The sequence below is a fragment of the Pyxidicoccus sp. M6 genome (assembly GCF_055568925.1).
On the sequence record NZ_CM145714.1, the window covers coordinates 6,101,281 to 6,126,484 of the forward strand.

Annotated in this window: 21 protein-coding genes; 8 read left to right on the forward strand and 13 right to left on the reverse strand. The window is 70.5% G+C overall.

Annotated features, from left to right (window positions below; all coding sequences use genetic code 11):
* Positions 1-138 precede the first annotated feature (138 nt).
* Together ACVTJA_RS24465 and ACVTJA_RS24470 are read right to left on the reverse strand one after the other, a co-directional pair.
* The gene (locus ACVTJA_RS24465) at positions 139-948 is read right to left on the reverse strand and encodes a bifunctional nuclease family protein (RefSeq protein WP_465839598.1); all 810 of its coding nucleotides are present in this window, start codon (positions 946-948) and stop codon (positions 139-141) included.
* A gap of 107 nt (positions 949-1,055) precedes the next feature.
* Positions 1,056-1,430: a hypothetical protein gene (locus ACVTJA_RS24470; protein WP_465839600.1), complete on the reverse strand. Its 375-nt coding sequence runs from the start codon at positions 1,428-1,430 to the stop codon at positions 1,056-1,058.
* Positions 1,431-1,513: 83 nt separating this feature from the next.
* Here ACVTJA_RS24470 and ACVTJA_RS24475 point away from each other — a divergent pair, with 83 nt between their 5' ends.
* A complete protein-coding gene (locus tag ACVTJA_RS24475) occupies positions 1,514-3,340 on the forward strand; it encodes an AMP-dependent synthetase/ligase (RefSeq protein ID WP_465839602.1) in 1,827 nt (608 codons plus the stop codon).
* A 116-nt stretch (positions 3,341-3,456) separates the two neighbouring features.
* Here the strand turns inward: ACVTJA_RS24475 and ACVTJA_RS24480 are convergent, their stop codons facing one another.
* From ACVTJA_RS24480 to aroF, 8 genes are all read right to left on the reverse strand, one after another.
* Complete coding sequence (locus tag ACVTJA_RS24480; protein ID WP_465839603.1) at positions 3,457-4,758, reverse strand: citrate synthase; 1,302 nt, start codon at positions 4,756-4,758, stop codon at positions 3,457-3,459.
* A 78-nt stretch (positions 4,759-4,836) separates the two neighbouring features.
* A complete protein-coding gene (locus ACVTJA_RS24485) occupies positions 4,837-6,129 on the reverse strand; it encodes a 3-phosphoshikimate 1-carboxyvinyltransferase (RefSeq protein ID WP_465839605.1) in 1,293 nt (430 codons plus the stop codon).
* Positions 6,126-7,199 (reverse strand): 3-dehydroquinate synthase, encoded by a 1,074-nt coding sequence (locus tag ACVTJA_RS24490; protein WP_465839607.1) that lies wholly within the window; start codon positions 7,197-7,199, stop codon positions 6,126-6,128. Before ACVTJA_RS24490 ends, ACVTJA_RS24485 begins: the two co-directional genes overlap by 4 nt.
* On the reverse strand, positions 7,196-8,215 hold the full coding sequence (aroC, locus tag ACVTJA_RS24495; protein WP_465839608.1) for a chorismate synthase: 1,020 nt from the start codon (positions 8,213-8,215) through the stop codon (positions 7,196-7,198). The genes ACVTJA_RS24490 and aroC overlap by 4 nt, the downstream gene beginning before the upstream one ends.
* The gene (locus tag ACVTJA_RS24500) at positions 8,212-9,483 is read right to left on the reverse strand and encodes a shikimate dehydrogenase (protein ID WP_465839609.1); all 1,272 of its coding nucleotides are present in this window, start codon (positions 9,481-9,483) and stop codon (positions 8,212-8,214) included. Before ACVTJA_RS24500 ends, aroC begins: the two co-directional genes overlap by 4 nt.
* Entirely contained in the window at positions 9,480-10,025 is a 546-nt protein-coding gene (locus tag ACVTJA_RS24505) for a shikimate kinase (RefSeq protein WP_465839610.1), read from the reverse strand. Before ACVTJA_RS24505 ends, ACVTJA_RS24500 begins: the two co-directional genes overlap by 4 nt.
* 37 nt (positions 10,026-10,062) lie before the next feature.
* Positions 10,063-10,752 carry a bifunctional demethylmenaquinone methyltransferase/2-methoxy-6-polyprenyl-1,4-benzoquinol methylase UbiE gene (gene ubiE, locus ACVTJA_RS24510; protein ID WP_465839612.1) on the reverse strand — a complete coding sequence of 230 codons (690 nt, stop codon included), beginning with the start codon at positions 10,750-10,752 and terminating at the stop codon, positions 10,063-10,065.
* Complete coding sequence (gene aroF, locus ACVTJA_RS24515; RefSeq protein WP_465839614.1) at positions 10,749-11,588, reverse strand: 3-deoxy-7-phosphoheptulonate synthase; 840 nt, start codon at positions 11,586-11,588, stop codon at positions 10,749-10,751. The genes ubiE and aroF overlap by 4 nt, the downstream gene beginning before the upstream one ends.
* Before the next feature lie 176 nt (positions 11,589-11,764).
* On the opposite strand from aroF, the gene ACVTJA_RS24520 reads away from it, so the two are divergent.
* The 6 genes from ACVTJA_RS24520 to menE are packed head-to-tail and all read left to right on the forward strand — an operon-like array spanning position 11,765 to position 19,262.
* Positions 11,765-13,075 (forward strand): isochorismate synthase, encoded by a 1,311-nt coding sequence (locus ACVTJA_RS24520; protein ID WP_465839616.1) that lies wholly within the window; start codon positions 11,765-11,767, stop codon positions 13,073-13,075.
* Positions 13,059-14,828, forward strand: a complete 1,770-nt coding sequence (gene menD, locus ACVTJA_RS24525) for a 2-succinyl-5-enolpyruvyl-6-hydroxy-3-cyclohexene-1-carboxylic-acid synthase (RefSeq protein ID WP_465839618.1) — start codon at positions 13,059-13,061, stop codon at positions 14,826-14,828. Before ACVTJA_RS24520 ends, menD begins: the two co-directional genes overlap by 17 nt.
* On the forward strand, positions 14,819-15,679 hold the full coding sequence (gene menH / locus ACVTJA_RS24530) for a 2-succinyl-6-hydroxy-2,4-cyclohexadiene-1-carboxylate synthase (RefSeq protein ID WP_465839620.1): 861 nt from the start codon (positions 14,819-14,821) through the stop codon (positions 15,677-15,679). Before menD ends, menH begins: the two co-directional genes overlap by 10 nt.
* On the forward strand, positions 15,679-16,602 hold the full coding sequence (locus ACVTJA_RS24535) for a 1,4-dihydroxy-2-naphthoate polyprenyltransferase (protein ID WP_465839621.1): 924 nt from the start codon (positions 15,679-15,681) through the stop codon (positions 16,600-16,602). Before menH ends, ACVTJA_RS24535 begins: the two co-directional genes overlap by 1 nt.
* A 9-nt stretch (positions 16,603-16,611) precedes the next feature.
* Positions 16,612-17,772: an o-succinylbenzoate synthase gene (gene menC / locus ACVTJA_RS24540; RefSeq protein ID WP_465839623.1), complete on the forward strand. Its 1,161-nt coding sequence runs from the start codon at positions 16,612-16,614 to the stop codon at positions 17,770-17,772.
* Positions 17,769-19,262: an o-succinylbenzoate--CoA ligase gene (menE, locus tag ACVTJA_RS24545; RefSeq protein WP_465839625.1), complete on the forward strand. Its 1,494-nt coding sequence runs from the start codon at positions 17,769-17,771 to the stop codon at positions 19,260-19,262. Before menC ends, menE begins: the two co-directional genes overlap by 4 nt.
* A 139-nt stretch (positions 19,263-19,401) precedes the next feature.
* Here the strand turns inward: menE and ACVTJA_RS24550 are convergent, their stop codons facing one another.
* Positions 19,402-19,614: a hypothetical protein gene (locus ACVTJA_RS24550; RefSeq protein ID WP_465839627.1), complete on the reverse strand. Its 213-nt coding sequence runs from the start codon at positions 19,612-19,614 to the stop codon at positions 19,402-19,404.
* A 701-nt stretch (positions 19,615-20,315) separates the two neighbouring features.
* On the opposite strand from ACVTJA_RS24550, the gene ACVTJA_RS24555 reads away from it, so the two are divergent.
* Complete coding sequence (locus ACVTJA_RS24555; protein WP_465839629.1) at positions 20,316-21,887, forward strand: bifunctional 3-(3-hydroxy-phenyl)propionate/3-hydroxycinnamic acid hydroxylase; 1,572 nt, start codon at positions 20,316-20,318, stop codon at positions 21,885-21,887.
* A gap of 134 nt (positions 21,888-22,021) precedes the next feature.
* Here ACVTJA_RS24555 and ACVTJA_RS24560 read toward each other — a convergent pair whose 3' ends face one another.
* On the reverse strand, positions 22,022-22,768 hold the full coding sequence (locus ACVTJA_RS24560) for a hypothetical protein (RefSeq protein ID WP_465839630.1): 747 nt from the start codon (positions 22,766-22,768) through the stop codon (positions 22,022-22,024).
* A 5-nt stretch (positions 22,769-22,773) separates the two neighbouring features.
* Entirely contained in the window at positions 22,774-24,924 is a 2,151-nt protein-coding gene (locus tag ACVTJA_RS24565) for a PilZ domain-containing protein (RefSeq protein ID WP_465839632.1), read from the reverse strand.
* Positions 24,925-25,204: the final 280 nt, after the last annotated feature.

The following is a 25,204-nucleotide window of genomic DNA, read 5'->3' on the forward strand; positions in this document are numbered from 1 at the left end:
GGCCTCGCGGCTTCTTTTGTGCTCTCGACGTTTGAGAGAGAAAGCCCGGCTTCCCTGGGAGGGGGGGCCGGGCTTTCTTGCGTCTGGTGCTGACTTCGCTGCTGCCGCGGAGGCGGGGGCCCGTCTCAGGCTCGAGTGCTAGAGGTCGATCTGCTTGCCCTTGCCCTGGGGGATGACGGCCGGATGGCCGTGCGGCTGGGCGTCCATGTCCATGTCGAGCGGCGTCTGCTGCTCCGACGGCGGAGGGGTGGGCGCGCCGGGCATGCCGGGCAGGGGGAGGGGCTCGGCGTCCTCGTTCATGTCCATGCCGCCCGGACCGCTGCCGCCCACGCCGGGGCCACCCTGCATGCCTTCAATCTCGTCGCGGCTGATGCCGGCGAGCGTCAGCACCTTGCGGGTGACGCGGATGCGGGCGTGGCTGGTGAGCGCCATGGCGATGGAGTCCGAGGGACGCGCGTCCAAGGCCAGCTTCTTCTTGCCCTGCTCCAGGAAGACGCGGCCGGAGTAGACGTTGTCGCGCAGGTCGTCGATGCGGACCTCGGTGACGCGGCCGCCGAGCTGCTTCACCACGTCATCGAGCAAGTCCTGCGCGAGCGGCTGGGGCGGCTCGCGTTCGGCCAGCCGGAAGGCGATGGAGACGGCCGAGGCCTCGTCCACGAAGACGGGCAGGACGATGTCGCGGTCCTTGGTGGTCAGCACGACGGCGTGCGTCTGGGCCTCCACCAGCGGCACCACGTCCTGCACCTCGAGCTCCACGAGCTCGGCACAGGCCCTGGGGTCGTCCCCATGGTCGGTGATGCAGGGTTGCTCCGAAGCGCTCGCTTCCGGCGCCGAGGCGGCGATGGCGCCATTCGAGCTGAACGCGGGCAGCAGCAGCAGCCCTCCCAGCGCCACGACCACTGCGGAGAGAGGAGCAACGAAGAGGGTGGCGCGGTTGGGCGTTTTCACACCCTTAAGCTACGCACCCGGATACCCCCCGGGAGGGCGCGGCTCCGGGGGTGGCACATCGAGAGGAACGGCCGTGCCCCCCGGGTTGGAGGGCAGGCGGGCGACCTTCAGCGGTCGTCGTCTTCCTCGTCGTCGTCGTAGTCCTCTTCGTCGTCGACGTCCTCGTCCTCATCCTCGTCGAGCTCGTCGTCCTCCTCGGTCTCCTCCTCGTCCTCGTCGTCCTCCTCGTCGTCGAGGGTGTCCTCCACGTCCACGGACTCGAGGGTCATGGACACGGCGAACTTCTTGTCGAGCGCGGCAATCTGCGCCCGCATCTCCGTGAGCGCGGCGACGAAGTCCTCCGTCAAGTTGGCGGGCGCCTTCGCGTCGCAGTGAGGGCAGACGATCTTCTCCGTCCCCTCGATGAGGTCCTGGGCGTCCAGCTCGAAGCTCGCCTCGCACTTCTGGCAGGTGAAGTCGATGCTCATGGTCGGGCGCGGCATACAAAGCCCTCCAACATGCTGTCAACGACGGAGACGCGCGACGCCGCTGGCGGGGGCCGGTGGGACTCCGTTACGTTCCGCCCATGGAACTACCGAAGACCGTCGTCCATGCGCTCCACGAGCGGGCGAACCAGTTGGATCAGCAGCCTGCCCTCTGGAGGCTCCAGGGTGGAGCCTATGCGCCCACCTCCTGGTCGGAGTACGCGCAGCGGGTCCGTCGCTTCGCCCTGGGCCTGCACGCCCTGGGCTTTGGCGCGGGGCAGCCGGTTGGCATCCTCGGCTTCAACCGCGAGGAGTGGCACGTCGCGGACCTGGGCTCCATCGCCATGGGCGGGGTACCGGTGGGCCTCTACACCACCAGCTCGCTGGATCAGCTCGAGTACATCCTCGGACACTGTGAGGCCACGGTCCTCGTGGTGGAGAACGAGAAGCACCTGCGCACGGGCCTGGCCCTCCGGCCGAAGCTGCCAGCGCTGAAGCACCTCATCGTCATCGACCCGCCGGCCGTGCTGCCCGAGGGCGTGTTGACGTACGCGGACGTCATGGCTCGCGGCACCGGCGTGGACGAGGGCCCCTATTGGGACAGCGTCAACTCGCTCAAGCCCGAGGCCATGGGCACCCTCATCTACACCTCCGGCACCACCGGCCACCCCAAGGGGGTGATGCTGAGCCACCACAACCTGGTGTGGACGGCCAACCAGCTCAAGGAGTCCGTGGAGTTCGGCGCGGACAACCCGCCGTCGCTCATCTCCTACCTGCCGCTGTCCCACATCGCGGAGCAGATCATCTCCCTGCACTGCCCGTTGCTGATGGGCATCCAGGTGTACTTCGCCCAGTCGGTGGACAAGATGCCGGACGCGCTGAAGGAGGTGCGGCCCACCTTCTTCTTCGGCGTGCCCCGCGTGTGGGAGAAGTTCAAGGTCAAGGCGGAGTCCGGGCTGAATTCGCAGCCGCCCATGAAGCGGCGGCTGGTGGAGTGGGCGCGCGGTGTGGCCATCGAGCGTCACACCCGCCAGATGCGCCACGAGCGCGTCCCCGTGCTGATGGAGGCCAAGTACCGGCTGGCGAAGAAGCTCGTCTTCGCGCCGCTGCGGGCGCGCATCGGCATGGACCGGGTGGAGTTCTTCGCCACGGCGGCGGCGCCCATCAGCCGGGACGTGCTGGACTTCTTCGCCTCCATCGACATCGTCATCCACGAGGTGTGGGGCATGACGGAGGTGACGGGGCCGGGCACGGTGAACACCGAGGGGGCCACGCGGCTGGGCACGGTGGGGCGCCCCATGCTGGGCGTGGAGCTGCGCATCGCCGAGGACGGCGAAATACTCGTCCGTGGCGGCAACGTCTGCATGGGCTACTACAAGAACGCGGCGGCCACCTCGGAGCTGCTGGAGGACGGGTGGCTGCACACCGGTGACGTGGGCCAGCTGGACGCGGAGGGCTTCGTCCACATCACCGGCCGCAAGAAGGAAATCATCGTCACCTCGGGCGGGAAGAAGACGGCCCCGGGCAACATCGAGGAGATGCTGAAGGGCCTGCCGGGCGTGGGCAACGCGCTGGTGGTGGGCGAGCGGCGCAACTACCTCGTGGCCCTGCTGGCGCTGGAGTCGGAGAAGGCGCTCGCGCTGGCGAAGGAGAAGGGCTGGCCGCAGGACATCGCCACGCTCTCCGAGGACCCGCGCCTGCTCCAGCTCCTGCACGAGGCGCTCGAGCGCGACGTCAACCCGAAGCTGGCCCGCTTCGAGACCATCAAGAAGTTCGCCGTGCTGAAGAGCGAGTTCTCCGTGGACGGCGGCGAGCTGACGCCCAAGCTGAGCGTGCGCCGCAAGGTGGTGGAGCAGAAGTACGCCGCCATCATCGAGGCGCTCTACGCCGAGTCCAAGCACGGCGCCGGAGAGGCCCACGCCGGCTGAGACGCGCGGGTGCGCGGGGAGGGCCCTCGGGCTCTTCCCGGGTGCGGCCGGGAAAAGCGAAGGGGCGGGGAACCTCGCGGTTCCTCGCCCCTTTTCACTTCAGGCTCGCGGGCAGGTTACTTGCCGACGCGCTTGTCCATCGGGATGAATTCGCGGCGCTTGGAGCCGGTGTAGACCTGACGCGGACGGGCAATCTTCTGCTCCGAGTCCAGCACCATCTCCTCCCACTGCGCGCACCAGCCCACCGTGCGGGGGATGGCGAAGAGCACCGGGAACATCTCCACCTGGAAGCCCATCGCCTCGTAGATGAGGCCGGAGTAGAAGTCGACGTTGGGGTACAGCTTCCGCTTCACGAAGTACTCGTCCTGGAGGGCGATGCGCTCCAGCTCCAGGGCGATGTCGAGCAGCGGGTTCTTGCCCGTCACCTCGAAGACCTCGTCCGCCACGCGCTTGATGACCTTGGCGCGCGGGTCGTAGGACTTGTAGACGCGGTGGCCGAAGCCCATCAGCTTCTTCTCGCCCTCGCCGCTCTTCACGGACTTGATGAAGTCCGGAATCTTCGAGATGTGGCCAATCTCGCGGAGCATGCGGAGCACCGCCTCGTTGGCGCCGCCGTGCAGCGGGCCGTAGAGGGCGCCGATGCCCGCCGTGACGGCCGAGTACGGGTCCACCTCGGAGGAGCCGACGGTGCGCACGGACGTGGTGGAGCAGTTCTGCTCGTGGTCCGCGTGGAGGATGAAGAGCACGTCCAGCGCGCGCTCCAGCACCGGGTGCACCTTGTAGGTGGTGGTGCCGATGCGCTTGATCATCGCCAGGAAGTTGGCGACGTAGGACAGGTCGTTGTCCGGGTAGATGTACGGCAGGCCCATGCTGTGCCGGTAGGAGAACGCGGCAATGGTGGGCATCTTCGCGATGAGGCGCGTGATCTGGATGCGGCGGCTGCGCTCATCCTTGATGTTCTTCGCGTCCGGGTAGAAGCCGGAGAGCGCGGCGACGGTGGAGCCCAGCATGGACATGGGGTGCGCGTCGTAGCGGAACCCGTCCATGAAGGACTTCACGTTCTCGTGCACGTAGGTGTGGTGCGTGACGAGGTGGGTGAACTGCTCGAGCTCCTTCTGCGTCGGCAGCTCGCCGTTGAGCAGGAGGTAGGCAACTTCGAGGAAGCTCGACTTCTCCGCGAGCTGCTCGATGGGGTAACCGCGGTACTCGAGGATGCCCTTGTCACCGTCGATGAAGGTGATGGCGCTCTTGCAGTTGGCCGTGTTGAGGAACGCCGGGTCGTAACCCATCAGCCCGAAGTCGTCTTCACTGGCTTTGATCTGGCGGAGAGCGTTGGTGCGAATACAGCCGTTCTCGATCGGGATTTCGTAGGTCTTCCCGGTCCGATTGTCGGTGATCGTCAGCGTGTCCTTGGCCATGGGGCGCAGATTTCACAGGGCGCAGAGCGCTTTCAACAAAAAAGAACGATAAGTCCGTAGGGGTGACACTGATGCGTTCTACTGCGCGCCAGAAATAAGAACGCCAGAGCGCGCAAGCTGCCGCCAGAACCCGGGAAAGCTCTTCTCCACGCACTCAGGACCTGAGAGCAGGAGTGGCGTACCGGACAGCACGCACAGTGTGGCAGCCGTCATCGCCAGCCGGTGGTCACCCCGGCTGTCCATCTCGAAACGCGCGGGGGGCCTGGCGGGAGGGTGGATTTCGAGCACCTCGCCCTGGAGGTCCGTACGGCCCCCGTAGGCCGCCACCAGCGTGCGGATTCCCTCCAGGCGGTCGCTCTCCTTCACGCGGAGGATGCTCACGTCCGTGAGGGTGGACGGGGCCGGCAGGACGCACGCGAGCGCCGCCAGCGTGGGTAGGAGGTCCGGACATTCCTTCCCGGAGGCTCGCAGGCCGCCGGAGAGCCGTCCCTCGACCTTCAGCGTGTGCGACGGCCCGGCGGGCACGGCCTTCAGGCCCACCTGCTCGATGAGGCGGAGGATGGCGTCGTCCGGGTGCGCACTGCCGGTGTCGGCCCGCTCCACGGTGCCGCCCGCCTTCCACGAGACGAGCAGCAGGTACCCCAGTGAGGACCAGTCGCCCGGCAGCGAAGGGGCGCTCGGGGGCGCCGCGTACCCGGACACCGTGTAACGGGACGGTGACTCCTGGAGCACGAAGCCGAAGCGCTTCAGCCACGTCACCGTGAGGTCCAGATAGCCGGCGCTCGTCAGCGGGCCTTCGATTTCCACGCTCCACGCGCGGCGCTCGCGCAGGTAGAGCGCGGCGCAGCCCAGCAGCAGGCTGGAGGCGTACTGGCTGCTCTGCGCGCCCGGCACGCGGAACACCGGGGCCACCGAGGTGGTGTCCCGAGGGGCACGCAATTCCACCGGCCAGGGTGAGCCCTCGGTGAGGGTGAGTCCCGCGCCACCGAGCGCGTCGCGCAGGGAGGTGAAGAGCGGGCCATGCGGGCGCTCACCGAGGCGCGGCGTGCCGGTGAATCGCACGTGCGCTCCGGGCGTCACCGCGGCCTGGGTGACGAGGATGCGGAACGGAGCGCCGCCGTCCGCGCAGCCCACGTCGCGCACCGCGCCCGGAGGTTGGCGCAGGGCCTCCACGCCCCGGCGCAGCACGCGCACGTCGGCGGGCAGGTCCTCGTCGGGCTCGGCCTGCACGGAGGGCAGCGGCCACGCGCCGGTGAGGTGGCCCAGCACCAGCGCCCGCTGCGCGTCCGACTTGGACACGGGCGGGGTGAGGGGCGAGGCCTTCAGGCCGGCCGGGTCCACGAGGATTCGGGACGTGCTCGTCGAGCTCATGGGCGGACTCCCTTCGTCCAGGCGGGCCACAGCTCGCGCCAGGTGGCTTCCGCGACGTCGCGCACCTCGGTGGTGCCGATGGCGGTGAGGAGCACCATGCGCAACTCGCCGCCGCTGCCCGCCTTCTTGTCGGCGTTGAGCAGCGTGACGATGTCCTTCAGCGGCGCGCGGCGGAGCAGGGCGGCGGCGCGCTCGCGGCCCTGCACGCCGGGGCCGTTGGCGAGGGCGGTCTCGGCTTGCTCGGCCACGGGCCCGGGCGTCACGCCGAGGAGGCGGCCCACATCGAGCGCCAGCAGCATGCCCAGGCCCACGCCGTCACCGTGGGACAGCTTGAAGCGGGACACACTCTCCAGCACGTGGCCAAAGGTGTGGCCGAAGTTGAGCACGCGGCGCAGGCCCTGGTGCTCGTACGGGTCCTGCGAGCAGACGCGCTCCTTCAGCATGCGCGCGTCCTTCACCAGCTTCTCAATCGCGGGTGGCTTGCGCACGTACCGGCGGAAGAGCGAGGCGTCGAGGCTGATGACCATCTTCCACGCTTCGAGCGCGCCCTCGCGCACCTGCGTCTCGGAGAGGGTGGAGAAGAACTCCGGGCAGAGCCAGCCTTCCTCTGCGTAGTGGAAGACGCCGGCGGGGTTCTTCACCACGCGCCCGCGCACCGTCATGTCCACCGCGCCCTTGCCACCGAGGCTGCTGTCCACCGCGGCCAGCAGCGTGGTGGGCACCTGCACCAGCCGTACGCCGCGCTTGAGCAGGTGCGCGGCCACGGTGGACACGTCGCCCACGGTGCCTCCGCCCACGGCCAGCAGCGTGCCGGAGCGGGGGAGGGACAGGCCCGCGGCGAGCACCTTCTCCAGCGCGGTGAACGTCTTCGCGCTCTCGCCGCCCACGAGCTGGATGATGGCGCGCGGCCTGCGGGCTTCGAGGGTGGAGATGAGCGTCGGGTGCAGCTTCGCGACGGTGCGGTCCACCACCGCCACGCTGCCCTCGGGGAGGCTCGCGGCGAGGCGGGAGAAGGTGCCCCAGCGGTCGACGGGAGGACGGTAGGCGCCGGGGGGAAGGAATGCGCTCATAGCGTGTGGGGCCGGGCGTTCAGTTGGAGGACGAGGTCGGCGATGACCAGCGACACCATCGCCTCCAGCACCGGAACGGCGCGGGGCATGATGCACGGGTCGTGGCGTCCGCCCTTCGCGTGGTCCTTCAGCGTGGCGGGCGGCTTGAAGAAGGCGCGCACCTGCACGGGCTCTCCGTTGGCGAGGCCGCCCTGGATGCCGCCGTAGGCGTCCTTCACCGAGTGGAACACGGTGCCGGGCTGGCCGATGCGCTCGAGCAGGTCCGGCGGTCCCCAGACGACGCCCGTCACCGCGCCGATGCTGCCGAGCGCCTGCGCGATGAGCGCCTTCACCTTGCCGAAGATGGGCTCGCCCAGGCCCACGGGCAGGCCCTCCACGCGCACGTCGATGGAGCCACCGAGGCTGTCCCCGGCCTCCTTCGCGGCGAGGATGCGGCGGGACATCTCCTCGCGGATGTTGGCGTCCGGGCAGCGCGTGGGGTGCGCGTCCACCAATTCGCGCGTGAGGCCGGGCGACGGCACGGCGGCCACGAGGTCTCCCACCTGCGACACGTACGCGACGGTGCGGATGGAGGGCAGGTCGCGAGCGAGGTACGCCTCGGCGATGGCGCCGCCGATGACGCGGCAGAGCGTCTCGCGGCCGCTGGTGCGCCCGCCGCCGCGGTGGTCGCGGTGCTTGAAGCGCTCGCGCCACACGGCGTCCGCGTGGCCGGGGCGGTCCTCCTGCTTCAGCTTCTCGTAGTCGCCCGAGCGCTGGTTGGTGTTGCGGACGATGGCGGCGATGGGCGTGCCCAGCGTCTTGTCCTCGAAGACGCCGGAGAGGATTTCCACCTGGTCCGGCTCGCTGCGAGGCGTGACGAGCGCGGACTGGCCCGGACGGCGGCGGTCCAGGGCGACCTGAATCTGCTCGCGGGTGAGGGGCACGCCGGCGGGGCAGCCGTCGATGACGGAGCCGAGCGCGGGCCCGTGGCTCTCGCCAAAGGTCGTCAAGCGGAAGAGGGTGCCGAAGGTGTTCATGTCGCGGACTCCCAGAGCTGGCGCTGCCGCCGGGCCTGCGCCACGAACCACGCCGCGCCCAGCAGGACCGGCGTCCCACCACGGCGCTGAATCTCCGCGGCGATGCGTCGGCCGGGCGCACCGTATGCGATCACCGCGACGCGCGCCTTATTGAAACGCAGTTGCTCCGGCGCGGGCACGCGGTCCGGCCACGTCCACACGCCTGCTCCCGTCAATGGAGCATCGATGTCGGCCCGGCGGAGGACACGCAGGCCACAGCCCGCCTCGCCCGCCACCGCCTTCATCGCCGCGGTGGCGCCGCCGTCACCGAGGACGAAGGCCTCCTTCGCATCGAGCCGGTCCAGCACCGTGCTGGCGCCGAACGTGTCGGTGTTGAAGGACTCCCAACGGTTGCCCCGGCGCACCAGCGTGTTGATGGCCGGCAGCGACGAGCGCGTGTGCTGCGCGAGCCGGAGCTTGAAGGGGCTGGTGACGGCGAAGCCCGCGTAGTGCGGCAGCAGCGAGTCCACCAGCGTCTCGACGGGCCCGTCCTCGGGGATGTCGATGCGGTCGAAGGGTTGCTTGTGGATGCGCGGCGAACGCGAGTGGACGATGCCCGTCCCGAGGATGCCGAGCCGCAGCGGTGGCTCCAGCGTCAGCCGGTCCACCCCGCGCATCTCGCGCACCACGTCGTCGAGGAGCCGCTGACCGGGCGCCGCGACCCAGGAGCCGCCCATCGCCACGTAGTCGAGCACGTTGTTGCGCGCCAGCACCGCCCGCGCCGGCAGCGCCACGGGCCCCATGCCCAGCACGGTGACACGCGAAGCGCCAAAGCGTTGCACCAGCAATCGCTGTGTCTCCAGCAGCGTGCGCAGGTGCTCGGGCCCGAGCATGGGCTCCACGTGCTTCACCAGGGCGTCCGGGGGCAGCTCGCGCTCCCACAGCTTCAGGGCCTCGGCGGTGGAGAGCTGCCGCTCCGCGTGGTGCGACGCGAGCAGCTTCCCGGAGGGCGCGTCCAGCGAGCCCTCGCGTCCCCGCGTGTCCTTCAAGTCCCGGTCCACGCGCCACGCGGCGGAGACCCAGGCGGGCGGCAGGGGCCTGCCCCGCTCGGAGATGAGCAGCGGGAGCACCTGCGCGAACGCCTCGATGTCGACGGCGTCGGCGGTATGCAGGTCGGTGCGAAGCTCGAGCACGTCCGCCCCCCGGCGCTGGGCCTCGCGGACGAAATGCAGGGCGTCGGAGCCCAGGATGGTGGGGGGCAGGGTGACGACGCGACGGGCGGGCGTCACGGAAGGACCTCGGCGGTGAGGCAGCCCCGGAGGAAGTCCACCAGGGCCACCGTGGGGACGCGGGCGTGCAGCGCCTCGCGCTCATGGAACACGGAGGACAGCTCGTCTTCGAGCGAGAGCTCGGGACGCAGGCGCGGGCGCGTCCGGTCCCTGAGCAGGCGCTCGCGGTACGTCTCGAAGCTGATGGGGACGAGCAGCGTGAAGAGGCCCGTCAGCGTGTCCGCGTGATGCGAGAGGAAGCCGCCTCCCAGGGACACCAGCCCGCCGGGCGGCAGCTCCACCAGGGCACGGCGCTCGGCGGCGCGGAACTCCGCCGGTGCCTCGGCCACCCATCTGCGCAGCGGGCGGCCGTGGATGCGCTCCAGGTGCGCATCGAGGTCAATGCCCGTCCTGCCGAGCAGCCCGCCCACTAGAGGCAGGAGGCGCGTCTTGCCCGCGCTGCGGTGGCCGGCAATCGCCACCGTCTGCCCGGGGGCTGGCAGGAGGGAAGGCCCGGGAAGGGCAAGCGCCTCGCGCAGCCCCGGCGCGAGCAGGGGGTCCACGGAGGCGAGGACCTGTTCGACGAGGTGTTGTCGCTCCTCAGCGGACGGTGCCGACATAGACGTAGGCGGTGCCGAACGTCAGCGGATGGGCGGCCCGCTCCGAGTACGCGCCGGACTGCTCCATCAGCGCGACGAACTTGTCTCCGGCGGGGAAGTTCGCGGAGGTGCGGGGCAGGTACTCGTACGCGGCGCGGTTGCCGGTGAGGAGGCCGCCGATGGCCGGCATGATGCTCTTGCTGTAGAAGCGGAACAGCGCGCCGAAGACGCCGTTGGGCTGGCCGAACTCCAGCACCACCACGCGGCCGCCGGGGCGCACCACGCGGGCCATCTCCTTCAGGCACTTCACCGGGTCATCCACGTTGCGGATGCCGAAGGCGATGGAGGCCACGTCGAAGGAGTTGTCCTGGAAGGGCAGGTTGAGCGCGTCCGCGACCTGGAACTCCACCTGGAGGCCGGCCTTGGCCGCCTTCGCGGGAGCACTCTCCAGCATCTCCGGGCAGAAGTCGGTGCCGACGACGCGGCCACTGGCGCCCACCGTGCGCTTGAAGACCATGGCGAGGTCGCCGGTGCCGGTGGCGCAGTCGAGGACGGTGCTGCCCTCCTTCGCCCCACTGAGACGCACGGCGGTCCGTCGCCACAGGCGGTGCACGCCGAACGAGAGGACCTCGTTCGTCACGTCGTACCGCGGAGCGATGGAAGAAAACATCTGACGGACTTCGGTGCTCATCGAGCCCTCGCGACCTGGGCCGGGCTGTCCGGCCTCCAAAGGTGTCGGTCCACCGCTCCTAGCACGGCTGGCAGCCGGCGCATCAACGTCTGGAAGCGCTCCGGCGTCAGGGCCTGGTGGCCATCGCACAACGCCTGCTCCGGCCGGGGGTGGACTTCAATCAACAATCCATCCGCCCCCGCGGCCGCGGCGGCCAGCGCCATGGGGAGGATGAGCTCCGGGACGCCCGTCGCATGCGACGGGTCCACGATGACGGGCAGGTGCGAGCGCTGCTTCGCCCACGCCACCGCTGCCAGGTCCAGGGTGTTGCGCAGCTCGGTTTCGAACGTCCGGATGCCACGCTCGCACAGCATCACCTGCTCGTTGCCGCCATCGAGGATGTACTCCGCCGCCAGCAGCCACTCCTGGAGCGTCGAGGACAGGCCGCGCTTGAGCAGCACCGGCCGGAGCGACTTCCCCAGGGCCCGCAGCAGCGAGAAGTTCTGCATGTTGCGCGCGCCCACCTGGAGGATGTCCGCGGACTCCTCCATGAACGGCAGCTGCGCGGGCTCCATCACCTCACTGATGATGGGCAGCCCGTGGCGGCGGCCCGCCTCGGCCAGCACGTGCAGGCCGGGCTCGCCCATGCCCTGGAACGCGTAGGGGCTGGTGCGAGGCTTGAATACGCCGCCGCGCAGGACATGGGCCCCTGCGTCGGCAACGGCGGCCGCGGCGCGCTCCACCTGCTCCGTGCCCTCCACCGCGCACGGCCCCGCCATGACGACGAAGCCCGGGCCTCCGAACTCCACGGAGCCCACCCGGATGCGCGTGCCCTCGGGCCGCGTCGCACGCAGCACCTTCCTCGCGCCTGTATCCCGCGCCCCTACTGCGGGTGCGTCTGGCCGCTCGCCTCCCACGGACCCTCCGATTCATGGAGTTCAAGAGGTTTTGAACTCCTTGGTGCATGTATAGCCGAGATGGCTTAGAAGACAACCGAAGGTGATTGCCTCGCAATCGCGGATGAGGACCGCTGATGAAGACGCTCAATCCCGTTGAGGGCCAGCGCTGGGTGGCCGGAATGATGCCCCTGGCGGTTGGGGATCCGCTGGCGGGAGCGGACGTGCTCGGCGTTCCTTCGGTGTATTGGGAGCGGCCGCTGGCCCAGGAGGCCGCGGCCGGCTGGGGTGAGGCGGCGGTGGTGGTGGCGGAGGAGCCGTCCCAGGTCCAGGCCGCGCTGGCGTCCCTGGGCGCCCTGTCGCTTCGCTGGGTGGGCGAGGAGCCCGCGTCCATCCCTGGCCCGTGGTTTGGCGGAATGCGCTTTGGCGCCACCGGTGTGCCCGACGCGGCGTGGGACGCGCACGGTGTCGCGCGCTGGACGCTGCCCGAGGTGTTGGTGTGGCGCGACGGCACGGGGCTGAAGGTGGCGGCCTTCGCGCCCGAGGAGCGGGGTGGAGAGGACGCGGTGCGTTCGCGGCTGGAGCGGGTGCGTGCGTGCTTCCCGGAGGCGTACCGCCATCCGCGCGGCGCGGCCGTGGCGCTGGCGCAGTCGTCCTCGCGTCCGGCCTTCGAGGCGCGGGTGGAGCGCGCGCTGCAGGCGATTGCGGCGGGGCACCTCCAGAAGGTGGTGCTGGCGCGCTCGCTGGACGCGGAGGGGCCCGAGGCCTTCGACGTGGTGGACGTGTTGGCGCGCCTGCGCGAGCAGAACCCGCGCTGCGCCACCTTCCTCTTCCGCGCGCCGGACGGCACGTGCTTCCTGGGCGCGACGCCGGAGACGCTGTGCCGGGTGGAGGGGCAGGTGGTGCAGACGGAGGCGCTCGCGGGCACGGCGGCGCCGGGGCAGGCGGAGGGGTTGAAGGGGCACGACAAGGACTTGCGCGAGCACGACTCGGTGGTGCGCTACATCCTCGCGACGCTGCGCCCGCTGTCGGAGCAGGTGACGTCGGACGCGGAGCCCGCGCTGCTCCCGTTGAAGAACGTGGTGCACCTGCGCACGGGCATCCGCGCGGAGCTCAAGCCCGGCGTGACGGCGGCGCAGGTGGTGGCGGCGCTGCACCCGACGCCGGCGGTGGGCGGCTTCCCGCGTGAGCGCGCGCTGTCCTTCCTGGTGGAGCACGAGGGGCTGGACCGTGGCTGGTACGCGGGGCCGGTGGGCTGGGTGGGGCCGAAGCGGGCGCACCTGATGGTGGCGCTGCGCTCGGCGTTGGTGCGAGGCGCGAAGGCGCGGCTGTTCGTGGGTGTGGGCCTGGTGGCGGGCTCCACTGCGGAGGCCGAGTGGCGGGAGACGGAGATGAAGAGCCTGGCCATGTTGCGGGCGCTGGGAGGCGGGGATGTCGTCAGACGCTAACGTCAACGTGCTGTGGGCGCGCGCGTTGCTGGAGGAGCTGACGCGCGGTGGCGTGCGGCACGCGGTGGTGTGTCCGGGCTCGCGCTCGTCGCCGCTGGCGCTGGCGTGCGCCCGCGCTGAAGGTGTGCGCACCTGGTCCGTCATCGACGAGCGGAGCGCGGGCTTCTTCGCGCTGGGGCTTGCGAAGCAGTCTCGAGCGCCGGTGGTGCTGGTGGCCACGAGCGGCACGGCGGGCGCGCACTTCTACCCGGCCGTCATCGAGGCCGCGCAGGCGCACGTGCCGCTGGTGGTGCTGACGGCGGACCGGCCGCCGGAGCTGCAGGGGTGGGGCGCGCCGCAGACGGTGCCGCAGGCACGCTTCTACGGTGAGCACGCGCGCCTCTTCGCCGACCTGGGCCTGCCCGAGGCGAGCGACGTGGCCGTGGCCCACCTGCGCGCCACCGCCGCGCGCGCCGTCGCCACCGCGATGCGCGCTCCGCGAGGCGCCGTGCAGCTCAACGTGCCCTTCCGCGAGCCGCTGGCCCCGGTGGCCGAGCCCTTCGGCGAGGAGCGTCTCTCCGCGCTGACGAAGGCGGGCCGGCCCGGTGCGCCGCTCACGCGAATCGTTCCACCCGCGCCCATGCCCGACGCGGCCGCGCTGGAGGACGTGCGCCGCCGCATCGCCGCCACCGAGCGGGGCGTCATCATCTGCGGTCCGCGTGACGAGGCGGACGGCTTCGCGGATGCCATCAGCGCGCTGTCGCAGGCGACGGGCTACCCGGTGCTGGCCGAGGCCACCTCGCAGGCGCGCTACGGCGGCGGTCCGCTCACCGTGTCGCACTACGACGCACTGCTGCGCCACGCGCCCTTCGCGAAGGCGCACCGGCCGGAGCTGGTGTTGCGCTTCGGCGGAGGGCTGACGCCAAAGGTGCCGCAGCAGTGGCTCGACGCGTCGGGCGCGGACATCGTCCTCTTCAGCGATGGGGGCGCGCTGTTCGACCCGACGCACCGCGCGTCGTTGGTGGTGGAGGGCTCGGCGGTGGTGGCGTGTGAGGCGCTGTCGAAGGGCCCCACGCGTGGCGCGGGGGCGTGGGCACGGAGCTTCCTCGCGGCGGAGCGTCTGGCGCGCGGCGAGCTGGAGGCCGCCTTCGCCGAACAGCCCAATGCGCTCAGCGAGCCGCGGATTGCTCGCGAGGTGGTGGCGGCGCTGCCGGCCGGTGTGCCGCTCTTCGTCTCCAGCAGCATGCCCATCCGCGCGGTGGATGCCTTCGCTCCGGCGGGTGCGGTGCCGCTGCGGGTGTTGGCGAATCGCGGGGCCAACGGCATCGACGGCATCGTCTCCAGCGCGCTCGGCGTGTCCGCGGCGGCGGGGCGGCCGGCGGTGCTGCTCACTGGAGACCTGGCGCTGCTGCACGATGTGGGCGCCTTCGTCACCGCGTCGCGCGCGAAGCTGTCGCTCACCGTGGTGGTGGTGAACAACGACGGCGGCGGCATCTTCTCGTTCCTGCCGATTGCGCAGGCCGCGCGGCCGGATGACTTCGAGTCCCTCTTCGGCACGCCACACGGCGTGGACTTCGCGCACGCGGCGGCGCTCGGTGGCGCGCGCCTGCACCGGCCCACGACGCCCACGGCGCTGCGGGCGGCGGTGCGCGAGGGACTGGAGGGTGGACTCCATCTGGTGGAGGCGAGGGTGGACCGAGCCTCGAACGTGGACGAGCACCGGCAGCTGTTCGCTCGGATGGCTGCCGCACTGGGAGACGGACCATGGGCGTGACGCTGGCATATGAGACGTGGGGCGAAGGCCCCCGGCCGCTCGTGCTGCTGCACGGCTTCACCGGAAGCCGGAGCTCCTTCGACCACCTGTGCCCGCTCCTGGGCCGCGCGGTGAAGGCCATCACCGTGGACCTGCCCGGACACGGCGCCACGCCGCTGCCGCAGCGCACGGGCCGCGAGGGCTTCCTGGAGACGGTGGACGCGCTCGTCGCGCTCGTGGACCAGCTCGATTTGGGCTCGGTGGACATCCTGGGCTATTCGCAGGGCGCGCGCGTGGCGCTGGCCGCTGCGGTGCGCGCGCCGGACCGCTTCGGCCGGCTCATCATGGAGAGCGGCTCACCGGGCCTGCACCGCCGTCAGGAGCGGGCCGCGCGGCGCGAGGCGGACGCGCAGCTCGCGGCCTTCATCCGTGCCCGGGGCGTGGATGCCTTCGTGGACCGTTGGGAGGCGCTGCCCCTCTTCGAGGGCCTGCGCCAGTTGCCCCCCGAGCGCCGTGAGGCCCTGCGAGAGCGCCGCCGCGCCTGCACGCCGGCGGGATTGGCCGGAGCGCTGGAGTGCCTGGGCCTCGGCGTGCAGCCGGACTTCTGGCCGGAGCTCCACGCGCAGCGGCTGCCCACGCTGTTGCTCACCGGCGCCAGGGACGAGAAGTTCACGCAGACGGCGCGCCGCATGGCCGCGGAGTTGCCGGTGGTGTGGCGCCGCTCCTTCACGGACTGCCACCACGCGCCGCACCTGGAGGCGCCGGAGGAGTACGCCCGCGAGGTGCTGGGCTTCCTCCAGACGCCCTGGTACGAGGCGCCGCAGTTCGACAGCCCCGCCGCGACGGTGGCGGGCGCGGGGAGGGTGAGCTGATGAGCACGTCGGTTCCTGGCGTCGGGCCCACGGTGGAGAAGCCGCGCCCCGGGCTGAAGCTCTGGGTGATGGCGGCGCGGCCGAAGACGCTGACGGCGGCGCTGGTGCCGGTGCTGGTGGGCACGGCGCTCGCGTTCGGCCTGGGCGTGGGGCGTGCGCTTCCGGCGCTCGCGGCGCTCATCGGCGCGGTGCTCATCCAGATTGGCACCAACTTCATCAACGACTACTACGACTTCAAGAAGGGCGCGGACACGCACGAGCGGCTCGGCCCCAAGCGCGTGACGCAGAGCGGGCTCATCGCGCCGAGCACAGTGCTGGCCGGCGCGGCGGTGTGCTTCGGGCTGGCGACGGCGGTGGGCCTGTACCTCGTGGTGGTGGGCGGCTGGCCCATCATCGCGATTGGCGTCGCGTCGCTGCTGTGCGGCTTCGCGTACACGGGCGGCCCGTTCCCGCTGGGCTACCACGGGCTCGGCGACGTGTTCGTGTTCATCTTCTTCGGGCTCGTGGCGGTGACGGGGACGTACTACGTGCAGGCGGGCTCGGTGGGCACGGCCGCCTGGTGGGCGGCGGTGCCGGTGGGAGCCATCGGCACGGCGCTCATCGTGGTGAACAACCAGCGTGATGCCTCGACGGACGTGAAGGCGGGCAAGCGGACGCTGGTGGTGCGCTTCGGCACGGGCATGGGGCGCGCGGAGTACGTGCTGCTGCTCGTGCTGGCCTATGCGACGCCCTTCGCCATGTACCTGCTGGGGCAGGCGAGCCCCTGGGTCTTCCTGGCCCTGTTGAGTCTTCCACTGTCGATTCCACCTCTGAGGTTGATGATGACCGCCCAGGGGGCCGCGCTGAACCCGGCCCTGGGGGGGACGGCCCGGCTTCAGCTCGTCTATGGCCTGCTGTTCGCGCTGGGGCTGTACCTGAGATGATGTGAGGCCATGCGCATCGCCCAGACGTCGCTCACCCCGTTGCGGCTGGACCTGGTCCAGCCCCTGAAGACGTCCCGAGGCACGTATGCGGCGCGCGAGGGTTTCCTCGTGCGGCTGGTGGACGAAGCAGGACGGGTGGGCCTCGGCGAGGCGATGCCGCTGCCGGAGTTCGGCACCGAGTCGCTCGCCGACTGCGGCGCCACGCTGGAGGGCTGGCTCTCCGCGCTGAAGGGGCAGTTCCTGGGCGACTCGGTGCGAGCCATCGAGGACACGCTGTCTCCGTTCCCACCGGCGGTGGCGCGAGGTGACGGCGTGCGCATCCGCTCGCGCCAGGCCACGCCGGAAGGGCCCATGCCCGCGTCGGAGCACGCGCTGGAGCTGGCGCTGTTGGATTTGCTCGCGCAGCGGCAGGGCGTCCCGTTGTGCTGGCTGCTGGCGGAGGAGGCGCGGACGGAAGTCGCGGTGAATGCGCTGCTGGGCGCGAGCAGTCCGGAGGCCCTGGCCGAGGAGGCGCGCAAGGCCGTGGCCGAGGGCTATGGGACGCTGAAGCTGAAGGTGGCGGGCCGGCCGCTGGAGGAAGACGAGCAGCGCGTGAGGGCGGTGCGCGAGGCGGTGGGGCCGGACGTGAAGCTGAGGCTGGACGCGAACGGCGGCTGGTCCGAACCCGAGGCAAAGCGCGCGTTGGACAAGCTGGGCTGGTACGGCCTGGAGCTGGTGGAGCAGCCCACGCCGCCGGAGGACCTGGCCGCGCTGTGGCGCGTGCAGCGGCGGGCCCCGTGCATGGTGGCGGCGGATGAGTCGCTCGGCTCACCGGAGGCGCTGCGGGCGCTGCTGGCCGTGGACCCGCTGTTGGGTGGAGGCCCTGCGGTGGGCGCGGTGGTGCTCAAGCCGATGGTGCTGGGCGGGCTGTTGCCGTGCCTCGTGGTGGCGATGCGCGCGGCGCGGCTGGGCATGCAGTCGTACGTCACCAGCTCGCTGGACGGAGTGGTGGCGAGGGCAGGAGCAACGCATCTCGCGGCGGCGCTGCCTTCGGGAGCATTGGCGTCGGGGCTCGCGGTGGGGCGCCTCTTCGCGCATGAGCCCGCGACGCATCCGTATCGGCCCATTCAGGGGAACATCCGGCTGCCCCAGGCGCCGGGCCTGGGGCTGTCGCCCCAGATGGTGGGATGACGGTGTTGACGGACACGAAGCCTGACGCACAGCGAAGCTGGACCTGTCCCATCCGAGAAGGCGCACAGCGGCATCCGGAGGCACAGGCGCTCACCTTCGGCGCCAACGCATGGACGTACCGCGCGCTGGACGCGGAGGTGAGCGGGTGGGTGACGGCCCTCGAGGAACGAGGCATCGGCGCGGGTGACCGCGTGGCCTTGCTCGCGACGAACCACGTCGCCTCCGTGGGGCTTTTCTGGGCCCTCGGACGACTGGGGGCGGTGTTGGCTCCACTCAACGCCCGGCTCACGCGCGCGGAGCTGGCGCCGATGGTGGAGGACATCGAGCCCCGCCTCGTGCTCGCGCTGGGCACGCTGGTGGACCGCCTCTCTTCAGCCGGGCGGCTGGAGTCCTTCGTCGCCCCCGACAACCTGCCGTCCCCCACCTGCGCGCCGCTGCGTGACGATGCGCCTCGGGTCATCCTCTTCACGAGCGGAACGACGGGACGGCCCAAGGGGGCCGTCATCACGGAGGGCAACTTCCGAGCGTCCTGCAAGGCCTCCGCGGCGAACCTGGGCGCACACCCTGCGCCACGCTGGCTGGGCACGCTGCCGCTCTTCCACGTGGGCGGCCTGGCCATGCTCACCCGCACCGCCTACGAGGGCGGCTGCCTCATCCTCCACGACCGCTTCGACGCGGACGCGGTCAACCGGGCCATCGACACGGAAGGCGTCTCGCACGCGAGCCTCGTGGCCACCACGCTGGAGCGAGTGCTCGACGCGCGCGGAGACCGCCGCGTGCCGTCGACCTTCCGGCTCGCGCTCATCGGCGGAGGCCCCGTCCCCGTCCCGCTGCTGGATCGCGCACGCGCCGCGGGACTCCTGGCCCTCCAGACCTACGGCCTCACGGAGGCCTGCTCTCAAGTCACCACGGAGCGCCCCACCGAAGCCGATGGCCGCACCGCGGGGCCTCCGCTCCCGGGCAACTCCATCCGCATCGTCAGCGAGGACGGCACGGCACGCGGCCCCGGCGAGGAGGGCGACATCGAGGTGCGCGGCCCCACCGTCATGGCGGGCTACTGGCGCCGCCCGGACGCCACACGGGATGCACTCAGAGACGGTTGGCTGCGCACGAAGGACGTGGGCGTGCTCGACACGCGCGGGCGCCTCACCGTGCTCTCCCGCCGCACGGACCTCATCGTCCGCGGCGGAGAGAACCTCTACCCCGCGGAAATCGAAGCCGTGCTCCTGAATCACCCGGCGGTGCAGGAGGCCGCCGTGGTGGGCATCCCGGACGCGCGCTGGGGCGAAGTCCCGGTGGCCTTCCTCGCGCTTCGAGCCGGCCAGCCCACGCCTGGCTCCGAGGCCCTGGACGCGTGGTGCCGCCAGTCGCTCGCGGGCTTCAAGACTCCGGCGCGCTTCTCCTGGGTGGACGCGCTGCCTCGCAACGCCATGGGCAAGGTGGAGCGCACCGTGCTCCGCCAGCGCGCCTCCGCTGACGCCAAGGCCTGATTCTGGAGTCAAGTTGGAGACCAGGGGCCTCGCTCCCGTCCCTCGGGGGAGGGCGGGGGCCTCGTCGCGGTCTCCGGGGCCCACCAGGCCCTGGCGCCGTCAAGAAAGGACGGGGCCGGGCTTCAGGGGCGCGAGCCGCTCAGCACTCCGAGGCGGGATGGCCCCAGGGGTTCGTGCGCGGGTACGAGCGCAGCATCGCGTTCAGCCGGTACGCCGCGGCCACGGTGGCGCTAGCGCCGGGCCGACGGGCCGCGAGGGCCCCCCGGCTGATGGCCGCGCCCAACCGGGCAGCCTGCATCGCCAGCTGCCGCTCCACTTCGGGGGACCAACGGGGGAACTCGAGCCATTCCATCTGTCTGCTCCTTGAGGGACTTCGGAGCCTGCATCCCACCAGTCCGAATCTTGGAAATCACGACGCCGCGCGTTGGAGGGGAGCGTCACTGCCGTGTTCCCGACACGCCTGCCAGGTCACCGCTCCGCCGTGTTCGCTGACGAGCAGGCTGGGCGTTCTCCCGCACCGCACTGCGTCTTCCATGCGGGCGCAATCTTGAAGCATGCAAGGAATTGACAGACGCCGCCGAGTGGACGGCCGCCGGGTGTGACGCCACCCTGTGTCTGGACATGAGACATGCCCGATGAGCGGCAACGGATTCGCGAAGCCGAAACTCAGACATGCAAGGAATTTCCCCTCGAACGTTGAACTAGACGAGGGGGACGAAGGGCGGGACGGGACGCGGTGGGGGCTTTCGGGGCACGGACTGCTCGGAGCGGGGGCCCCACGGCGAGGGGAGAAGTCGGGCCGGTTTCCGAGGGGAAAACAGGTGATGCGGGGAACGGGATGGGTTTGCGCCGTCCAATGTTGGTCAGCTCGGCGCACGGTGGAAGTCAGGTGGGGGTCGGAGGGGTTGTCAGGTTGTCTTGATATCTTTATCTCCCAGGTCAAGGGGGGAATCGGTCCAAAGGCAGATCAACGCGCGCGTTACGCAACGGGAGGCGGACATGGCTCCAGAGACTGTTGATGTCATCATTGTCGGGTGTGGGCCTGTCGGAGCGATGGCGGCGAACCTCCTGGGGCAGCAAGGGGTACGGACGCTCGTCATCGAGCGGGAGATAGCCCCCCACGGCCAGCCCCGAGCCATCAGCGTGGACGACGAGGCGCAGCGCATCTTCCAGTACGCCGGCCTCGTGGAGGACCTGGCGCCGGGCTTCCACCCGTGCCGCCGCCTCCAGTATCTGGACGACGAGCTGCGCTCGCTCGCGGAGGTGGACTTCACGAAGGTGGACCAGCCCTTCGGCCACTTCGTGGGCGCCTTCTTCCAGCAGCCTCGCATGGAGGAGGCGCTGCGCAGGGGCATGGACCGCTTCCCTCACGTCAGCCTCCGGCTCGGCCACGAAGTCGAGTCCTTCGTGCAGGACGAGGAGGGCGTGACGGCTCGGGTGAAGGAGGTCTCGAGCGAGCACGCAGTGACGGTGCATGCCCGCTACCTGCTGGCTTGCGACGGCGCGCACAGCGCTATCCGCCATCGGCTGGGGCTGAAGCTCGAGGGGACGACGGCGCTGGAGCACTCGCTCGCCATCACCGTGGCCACCGCGTCTCCGGAGCCCGACTTCACCGCGTACCTCTGCGGGCCTGGCCGCCGCGGCTTCATCACCCGCACGGCGCACGACGAGATGCGCTTCGAAATCAATCTCGCGCCGGACCAGGACCTGGTGGCGGCGCGCAAGCCGGAGTTCGTCCGGAGCCTCATCGCGCCCTACCTGGACCCGGCGACGGTGAAGGTCCGTTCCGCCAATGTGTACTCGTACCACTCGCGTCTCGCGGAGCGGTGGCGGGTGGGGCGTGCGTTCCTCCTCGGGGATGCCGCGCACCTGATGCCTCCCTTCCTGGGGCAGGGGCTGTGCGCGGGCCTGCGGGACGCGGCGAACCTGTCGTGGAAGCTGGCGCTGGTGCTTGGGGGCGCGGCGGATGCGTCGCTGCTGGACACGTACGAGCAGGAGCGGCGCACGCACGTGGCCGAGGTCATCCGCAGCTCGGACGCCATGGGCCGGGTGATGATGACGGGCGGGCAGGTGCTGGCCCGGGCGCGCAACGCCCTCATCCAACTGCTCTACCGCATGCCCGTCACCGGGGACTTCATCCGCCAGTACAAGATGAAGCCGATGATGCCGCTGGAGCAGGGCTTCCTCGTCAACACCCGCCGCGCGAAGAAGGACGCTCCGGAGGGCACCTACTTCCCGCAGCCGCGCGTGGCGCTGCCGGACGGGAGTACCGCACTGCTGGACGACGTCCTCGGCGAGGGCTTCGCGGTGCTCACGCGGCCCGGTGCTTCCCTGGAGTCGCAGCGCGAGGCGCGGGCGCTGGCGGAGCAGCTCGGCGCGCGCTGGCTGCCGGTGTCCGCGGCGGAGCGCTCCGGTTCAGTCCGGGTGGAAGGCGTGGTGGACGTGGAGGGCCGGCTCGGCGCCTGGTTCGCGCGGCACGCGGCGGACTTCGTGGTGCTCCGTCCGGACCGCTACGTCTACGGCACCGCGGGGGGCCGCGAGTCCGGCCACCTGCACGGCTCGCTGCGCGGACGCATCCGCCCGCTGGCGCGCCGGGGCCACAGCCGCGTGCGGCGCGCGGGGTAGGCGCCTCGCGGGATTTCCGCCGGGACGGAAGCGAGTGGGGCAGGGGGCCGCGGAAAAAGCCACGGGCGTCGCGGGCAGACTCCTGCCCGTGACGCCCGGATGACTTCACTTCATGAGGGAAGAGAAGCGGCGCTTCAGGCCGCGGCGGACTTCAGCATCTGCTCGGCCTTCGCCACGCAGTCGGCCATGAAGTTCAGGTAGATCTCAAGGGCGCGGGCGCCGGTGCGGCCAATGATGGGCGCCTTCTCGGGTATCTGGCCCAGCAGCTTGCCCAGCATGAACTCGTTGAGGGCGGTGTGGCCCACGTCGAGCTCGGCGTGCTCCTTCACGAACGACATCGACTCCATGATGTTGTCGCCCAGCACCCGCTTCGCCTGCTCCATCAGGCCGGGGGCGAACACCACGGACAGGTTCTCGATCTCGTACTCGATGGCGACCTGCGCGGCCGGCACCGGACCGACGATGGTCTCCTCGTGGATGGCGCGGTAGTCCTTCATCGCCTGGGTGGGCGCCTGGGCAATCAGCGCCTCCGCGTTCAGCTGCGGCTTGCGGTGCTTGTTCCACCGGGCCACGAGGTTCTTGGTGTCCTCGATCATCATCACATGATGACCTTCCTCGTGCTTGGCGTGCTGGGTCAGCTTCTCGCCCACTTCCACGAGGCCCATCTTCTTCACCGTCGCCTCACCGGCGCGGCGGATCCAGCCGTCCACGGGCTCCGTCATGTACACGCCCAGGGAGTTGAGCTGGATGAGGAAACCCTCCACCAGCGCCGGGTCCACCTTCGGATCCAGCAGGGCCTTCAGCGCGGGGTGCGTCTGGAGCCGCTCACGCGCCTCCTTGACGTGCGGAACGTACAGCTCCTCCACGAGTTTCTTGCTCATGTCATCTACCCTTGGCGAGTGTTGTGGGCGCTTCGACGCCCGATGGTCAGTTCACTGATGTGTTCGAGGAAGTCCGGCACCAGCTTGGCGGAGATGATCCACATGTACGGATCAGGCCCGCTGTGGATGCCGGCCTCCTGCACGTAATCCCCCCCTTCGTCCTCACAGAGATAGTGGAACGAAGTGCGACGGCGCGCGGCGTACCAACGGCGAGCGGCATCGACCAGCGCGACATAAGCGGACGGCCCCGCCTCGGTGAGCGAGAACAGGCGGGCCATGTCCAACAGACTGTAGAGATTGGTGCCCTGCTGGCCCATCTCCAGGACAGCGGCGGCCACCGGAACGCCACCGCGGCGCGCGACGAGAATCTCGCGCTCACGCTCCAGGCCGAACTCCTTCCAGCGGGCCTGGACGGGACGCAGGTCCATGCGCTCCCGGCTGAAGTCCAGCGCGTCCACGTAGCAGGCGGGGCGCGTACGGGCGATGGTGTCCGCCAGAATCGTCAGCTCGTTCTGCGTGGCGGAGCCGACGGAGATGCCCTCGAAGGTGCGGCCCGTCTGCTCGTGGCTGTACACGTCGAGCATGTGCACCTTGCGCGTGAAGGCCAGGCCGGCGCCCGTCTCCATCTGCCGCTCGGCGTAGCGCACGTGCGCCTTGGCAATCCACGGGTTGAGGGCCTCCACATAGGCCACCACCCACTTGAAGTCCGGGTCGCTCTGCGGGTGCTCGAACGTGCGCAGATACAGGTCACGCATGATCTGCCCGGGCTCCGACACGTTCGCGGGCGGCTTGCCGGGGCGCTTGGCGACCTGGTGCCCCATCCACGCGTGGCGGTAGGGCTTCATGAAGGACAGCGTCGCCTCCAGGCCGCGCTCGGACGGCCACACCGCCTGGCAGAAGAGCTGCGGAATCTCGGCGGCCTTCTTCGCCATGTTGCGGAAGGCCAGGCGCAGCTCCTCGAACTCCTCGGAGGACTTGCCCGCCAGGCTGAAGAAGCCGGAGCGGGTGAAGAGGTCCCACAGCCCGTCCTCCAGGTTCTCACTGGTGCGGGTGTTGGGGGACGCCGCCTGCGACACGAAGCGCACCCAGCGCGCCTCGTCGGAGGAGTAGGGCATCACGCTCAGGCCGCACAGCACCGTGCCGTCCGCGCGGACGCTGCTGACGTAGCGGATCTCCCCGCGCAGCGTGATGACCTGACCGTCTTCGGTCTGCATCTCGAGCAGGGGCGGCAGCAGGCCCGGGAACACGAGGTCCTCGGGGCGGCAGCGCACGCACATGCCGGAGAAGGAAACGTCCACCACGTCACGGGCGAGCTCGCCCAGCTCCCGCCACAGCGGGTGGTGGAAGCGCACCGTGGTGCCGGCGGGGGCCGCCACGCGGCGGTGCCAACGGTGACGGATGCGGAAGATCACCTCGGGCAGCGGCGTGAGGAGCTTGTCACCCTCGACGGTGCCCGACTCCAGCTTCATCCGGTACGCGCTGTTGTAGCCGATGACGTCGATGTCGTAGGGCGCCTCGCCCCACTCGGCCACGGGCTCTTCGGTCTTCCACTCGAGCTGCGAGGTGGTGGGGTTGAAACGCTCCAGCACCATGCGCACCGTGCGGCCCATGCGGCGCATGACGCCCTTGTTACCGGACGCGCAGATGGCCACCAGGATGGAGCGGATGCGCTCGGCGTGCTCGATGGTGTCCTGCACCGGCAGCACCGACGCCGCCGGCTCCGCCACGCCGCGCTTCAGCGCGTCCGCCAGCAGGGAGAGGATCTGCCGGCCCTGCTCCAGCGTCACGCCCACCAGCTGCAGGCCCACCGGCGCGTTCGGCGTCTCGAAGTCCGTGCGGATGAAGGCGCCGTGGATGGGGCCAATCGTCACGCCGCAGCCGGACAGGTACACCGGCAGCGTCCGCGTCTCGGACGCATTCACCTGGCTGTTCGGCGTCACCCACACCACCGTGGGAGACAGCCGCGTCACCTCTCCAATGGAGGCGTCCGGCGTGCCCAGCGAGCAGGTGATGGCGTCAGCGCCCGTCCCGTGCAGCGAGTAGCCCGAGTCATCCAGGGCCGCCTCGGCAGGCGGGAGTGGAATCACATTGAAGAGCGCATCACGGCTGACGAACTCCAACGTCCGCTTGGCGAAGAGCGGATTTCCCCCTTCCATAGGCAGGAGCCCCCTTCTCCGGTGCTGAGGAACGCCTGATGCGGATGTCGAAGTTGCAAGCACAACAGTCCCTCCCTGCTCCAGCGGTTCTGCGGTGGGCGGCGAATCGCTATGGGTCCGCATCATACGGATTCAGGTGGAACAGTCAAACCGAATTAATTCAGCCACGCTGTTTTCTGGCTGGCGGGAATGTACGGCCGTGGGTCGGGGATGACAGGTGCTTTTCCGAGTTCCACGACTTTCAATGCCCTCCAGTGAACAACATCACGGAGATGTTGTC

What these genes read in the sequence shown, in the direction of transcription:
- ubiE (WP_465839612.1), bottom strand. Translation starts at nt 10,752, where the DNA reads ATGAGCACCGAAGTCCGTCAGATGTTTTCTTCCATCGCTCCGCGGTAC.
- ACVTJA_RS24490 (WP_465839607.1), bottom strand. Translation starts at nt 7,199, where the DNA reads ATGAGCGCATTCCTTCCCCCCGGCGCCTACCGTCCTCCCGTCGACCGC.
- menC (WP_465839623.1), top strand. Translation starts at nt 16,612, where the DNA reads ATGCGCATCGCCCAGACGTCGCTCACCCCGTTGCGGCTGGACCTGGTC.
- ACVTJA_RS24520 (WP_465839616.1), top strand. Translation starts at nt 11,765, where the DNA reads ATGAAGACGCTCAATCCCGTTGAGGGCCAGCGCTGGGTGGCCGGAATG.
- ACVTJA_RS24560 (WP_465839630.1), bottom strand. Translation starts at nt 22,768, where the DNA reads ATGAGCAAGAAACTCGTGGAGGAGCTGTACGTTCCGCACGTCAAGGAG.
- ACVTJA_RS24470 (WP_465839600.1), bottom strand. Translation starts at nt 1,430, where the DNA reads ATGCCGCGCCCGACCATGAGCATCGACTTCACCTGCCAGAAGTGCGAG.
- ACVTJA_RS24485 (WP_465839605.1), bottom strand. Translation starts at nt 6,129, where the DNA reads ATGAGCTCGACGAGCACGTCCCGAATCCTCGTGGACCCGGCCGGCCTG.
- menD (WP_465839618.1), top strand. Translation starts at nt 13,059, where the DNA reads ATGTCGTCAGACGCTAACGTCAACGTGCTGTGGGCGCGCGCGTTGCTG.
- ACVTJA_RS24480 (WP_465839603.1), bottom strand. Translation starts at nt 4,758, where the DNA reads ATGGCCAAGGACACGCTGACGATCACCGACAATCGGACCGGGAAGACC.
- ACVTJA_RS24475 (WP_465839602.1), top strand. Translation starts at nt 1,514, where the DNA reads ATGGAACTACCGAAGACCGTCGTCCATGCGCTCCACGAGCGGGCGAAC.
- aroC (WP_465839608.1), bottom strand. Translation starts at nt 8,215, where the DNA reads ATGAACACCTTCGGCACCCTCTTCCGCTTGACGACCTTTGGCGAGAGC.
- menE (WP_465839625.1), top strand. Translation starts at nt 17,769, where the DNA reads ATGACGGTGTTGACGGACACGAAGCCTGACGCACAGCGAAGCTGGACC.
- menH (WP_465839620.1), top strand. Translation starts at nt 14,819, where the DNA reads ATGGGCGTGACGCTGGCATATGAGACGTGGGGCGAAGGCCCCCGGCCG.
- ACVTJA_RS24550 (WP_465839627.1), bottom strand. Translation starts at nt 19,614, where the DNA reads ATGGAATGGCTCGAGTTCCCCCGTTGGTCCCCCGAAGTGGAGCGGCAG.
- ACVTJA_RS24555 (WP_465839629.1), top strand. Translation starts at nt 20,316, where the DNA reads ATGGCGGCGAACCTCCTGGGGCAGCAAGGGGTACGGACGCTCGTCATC.
- ACVTJA_RS24565 (WP_465839632.1), bottom strand. Translation starts at nt 24,924, where the DNA reads ATGGAAGGGGGAAATCCGCTCTTCGCCAAGCGGACGTTGGAGTTCGTC.
- ACVTJA_RS24535 (WP_465839621.1), top strand. Translation starts at nt 15,679, where the DNA reads ATGAGCACGTCGGTTCCTGGCGTCGGGCCCACGGTGGAGAAGCCGCGC.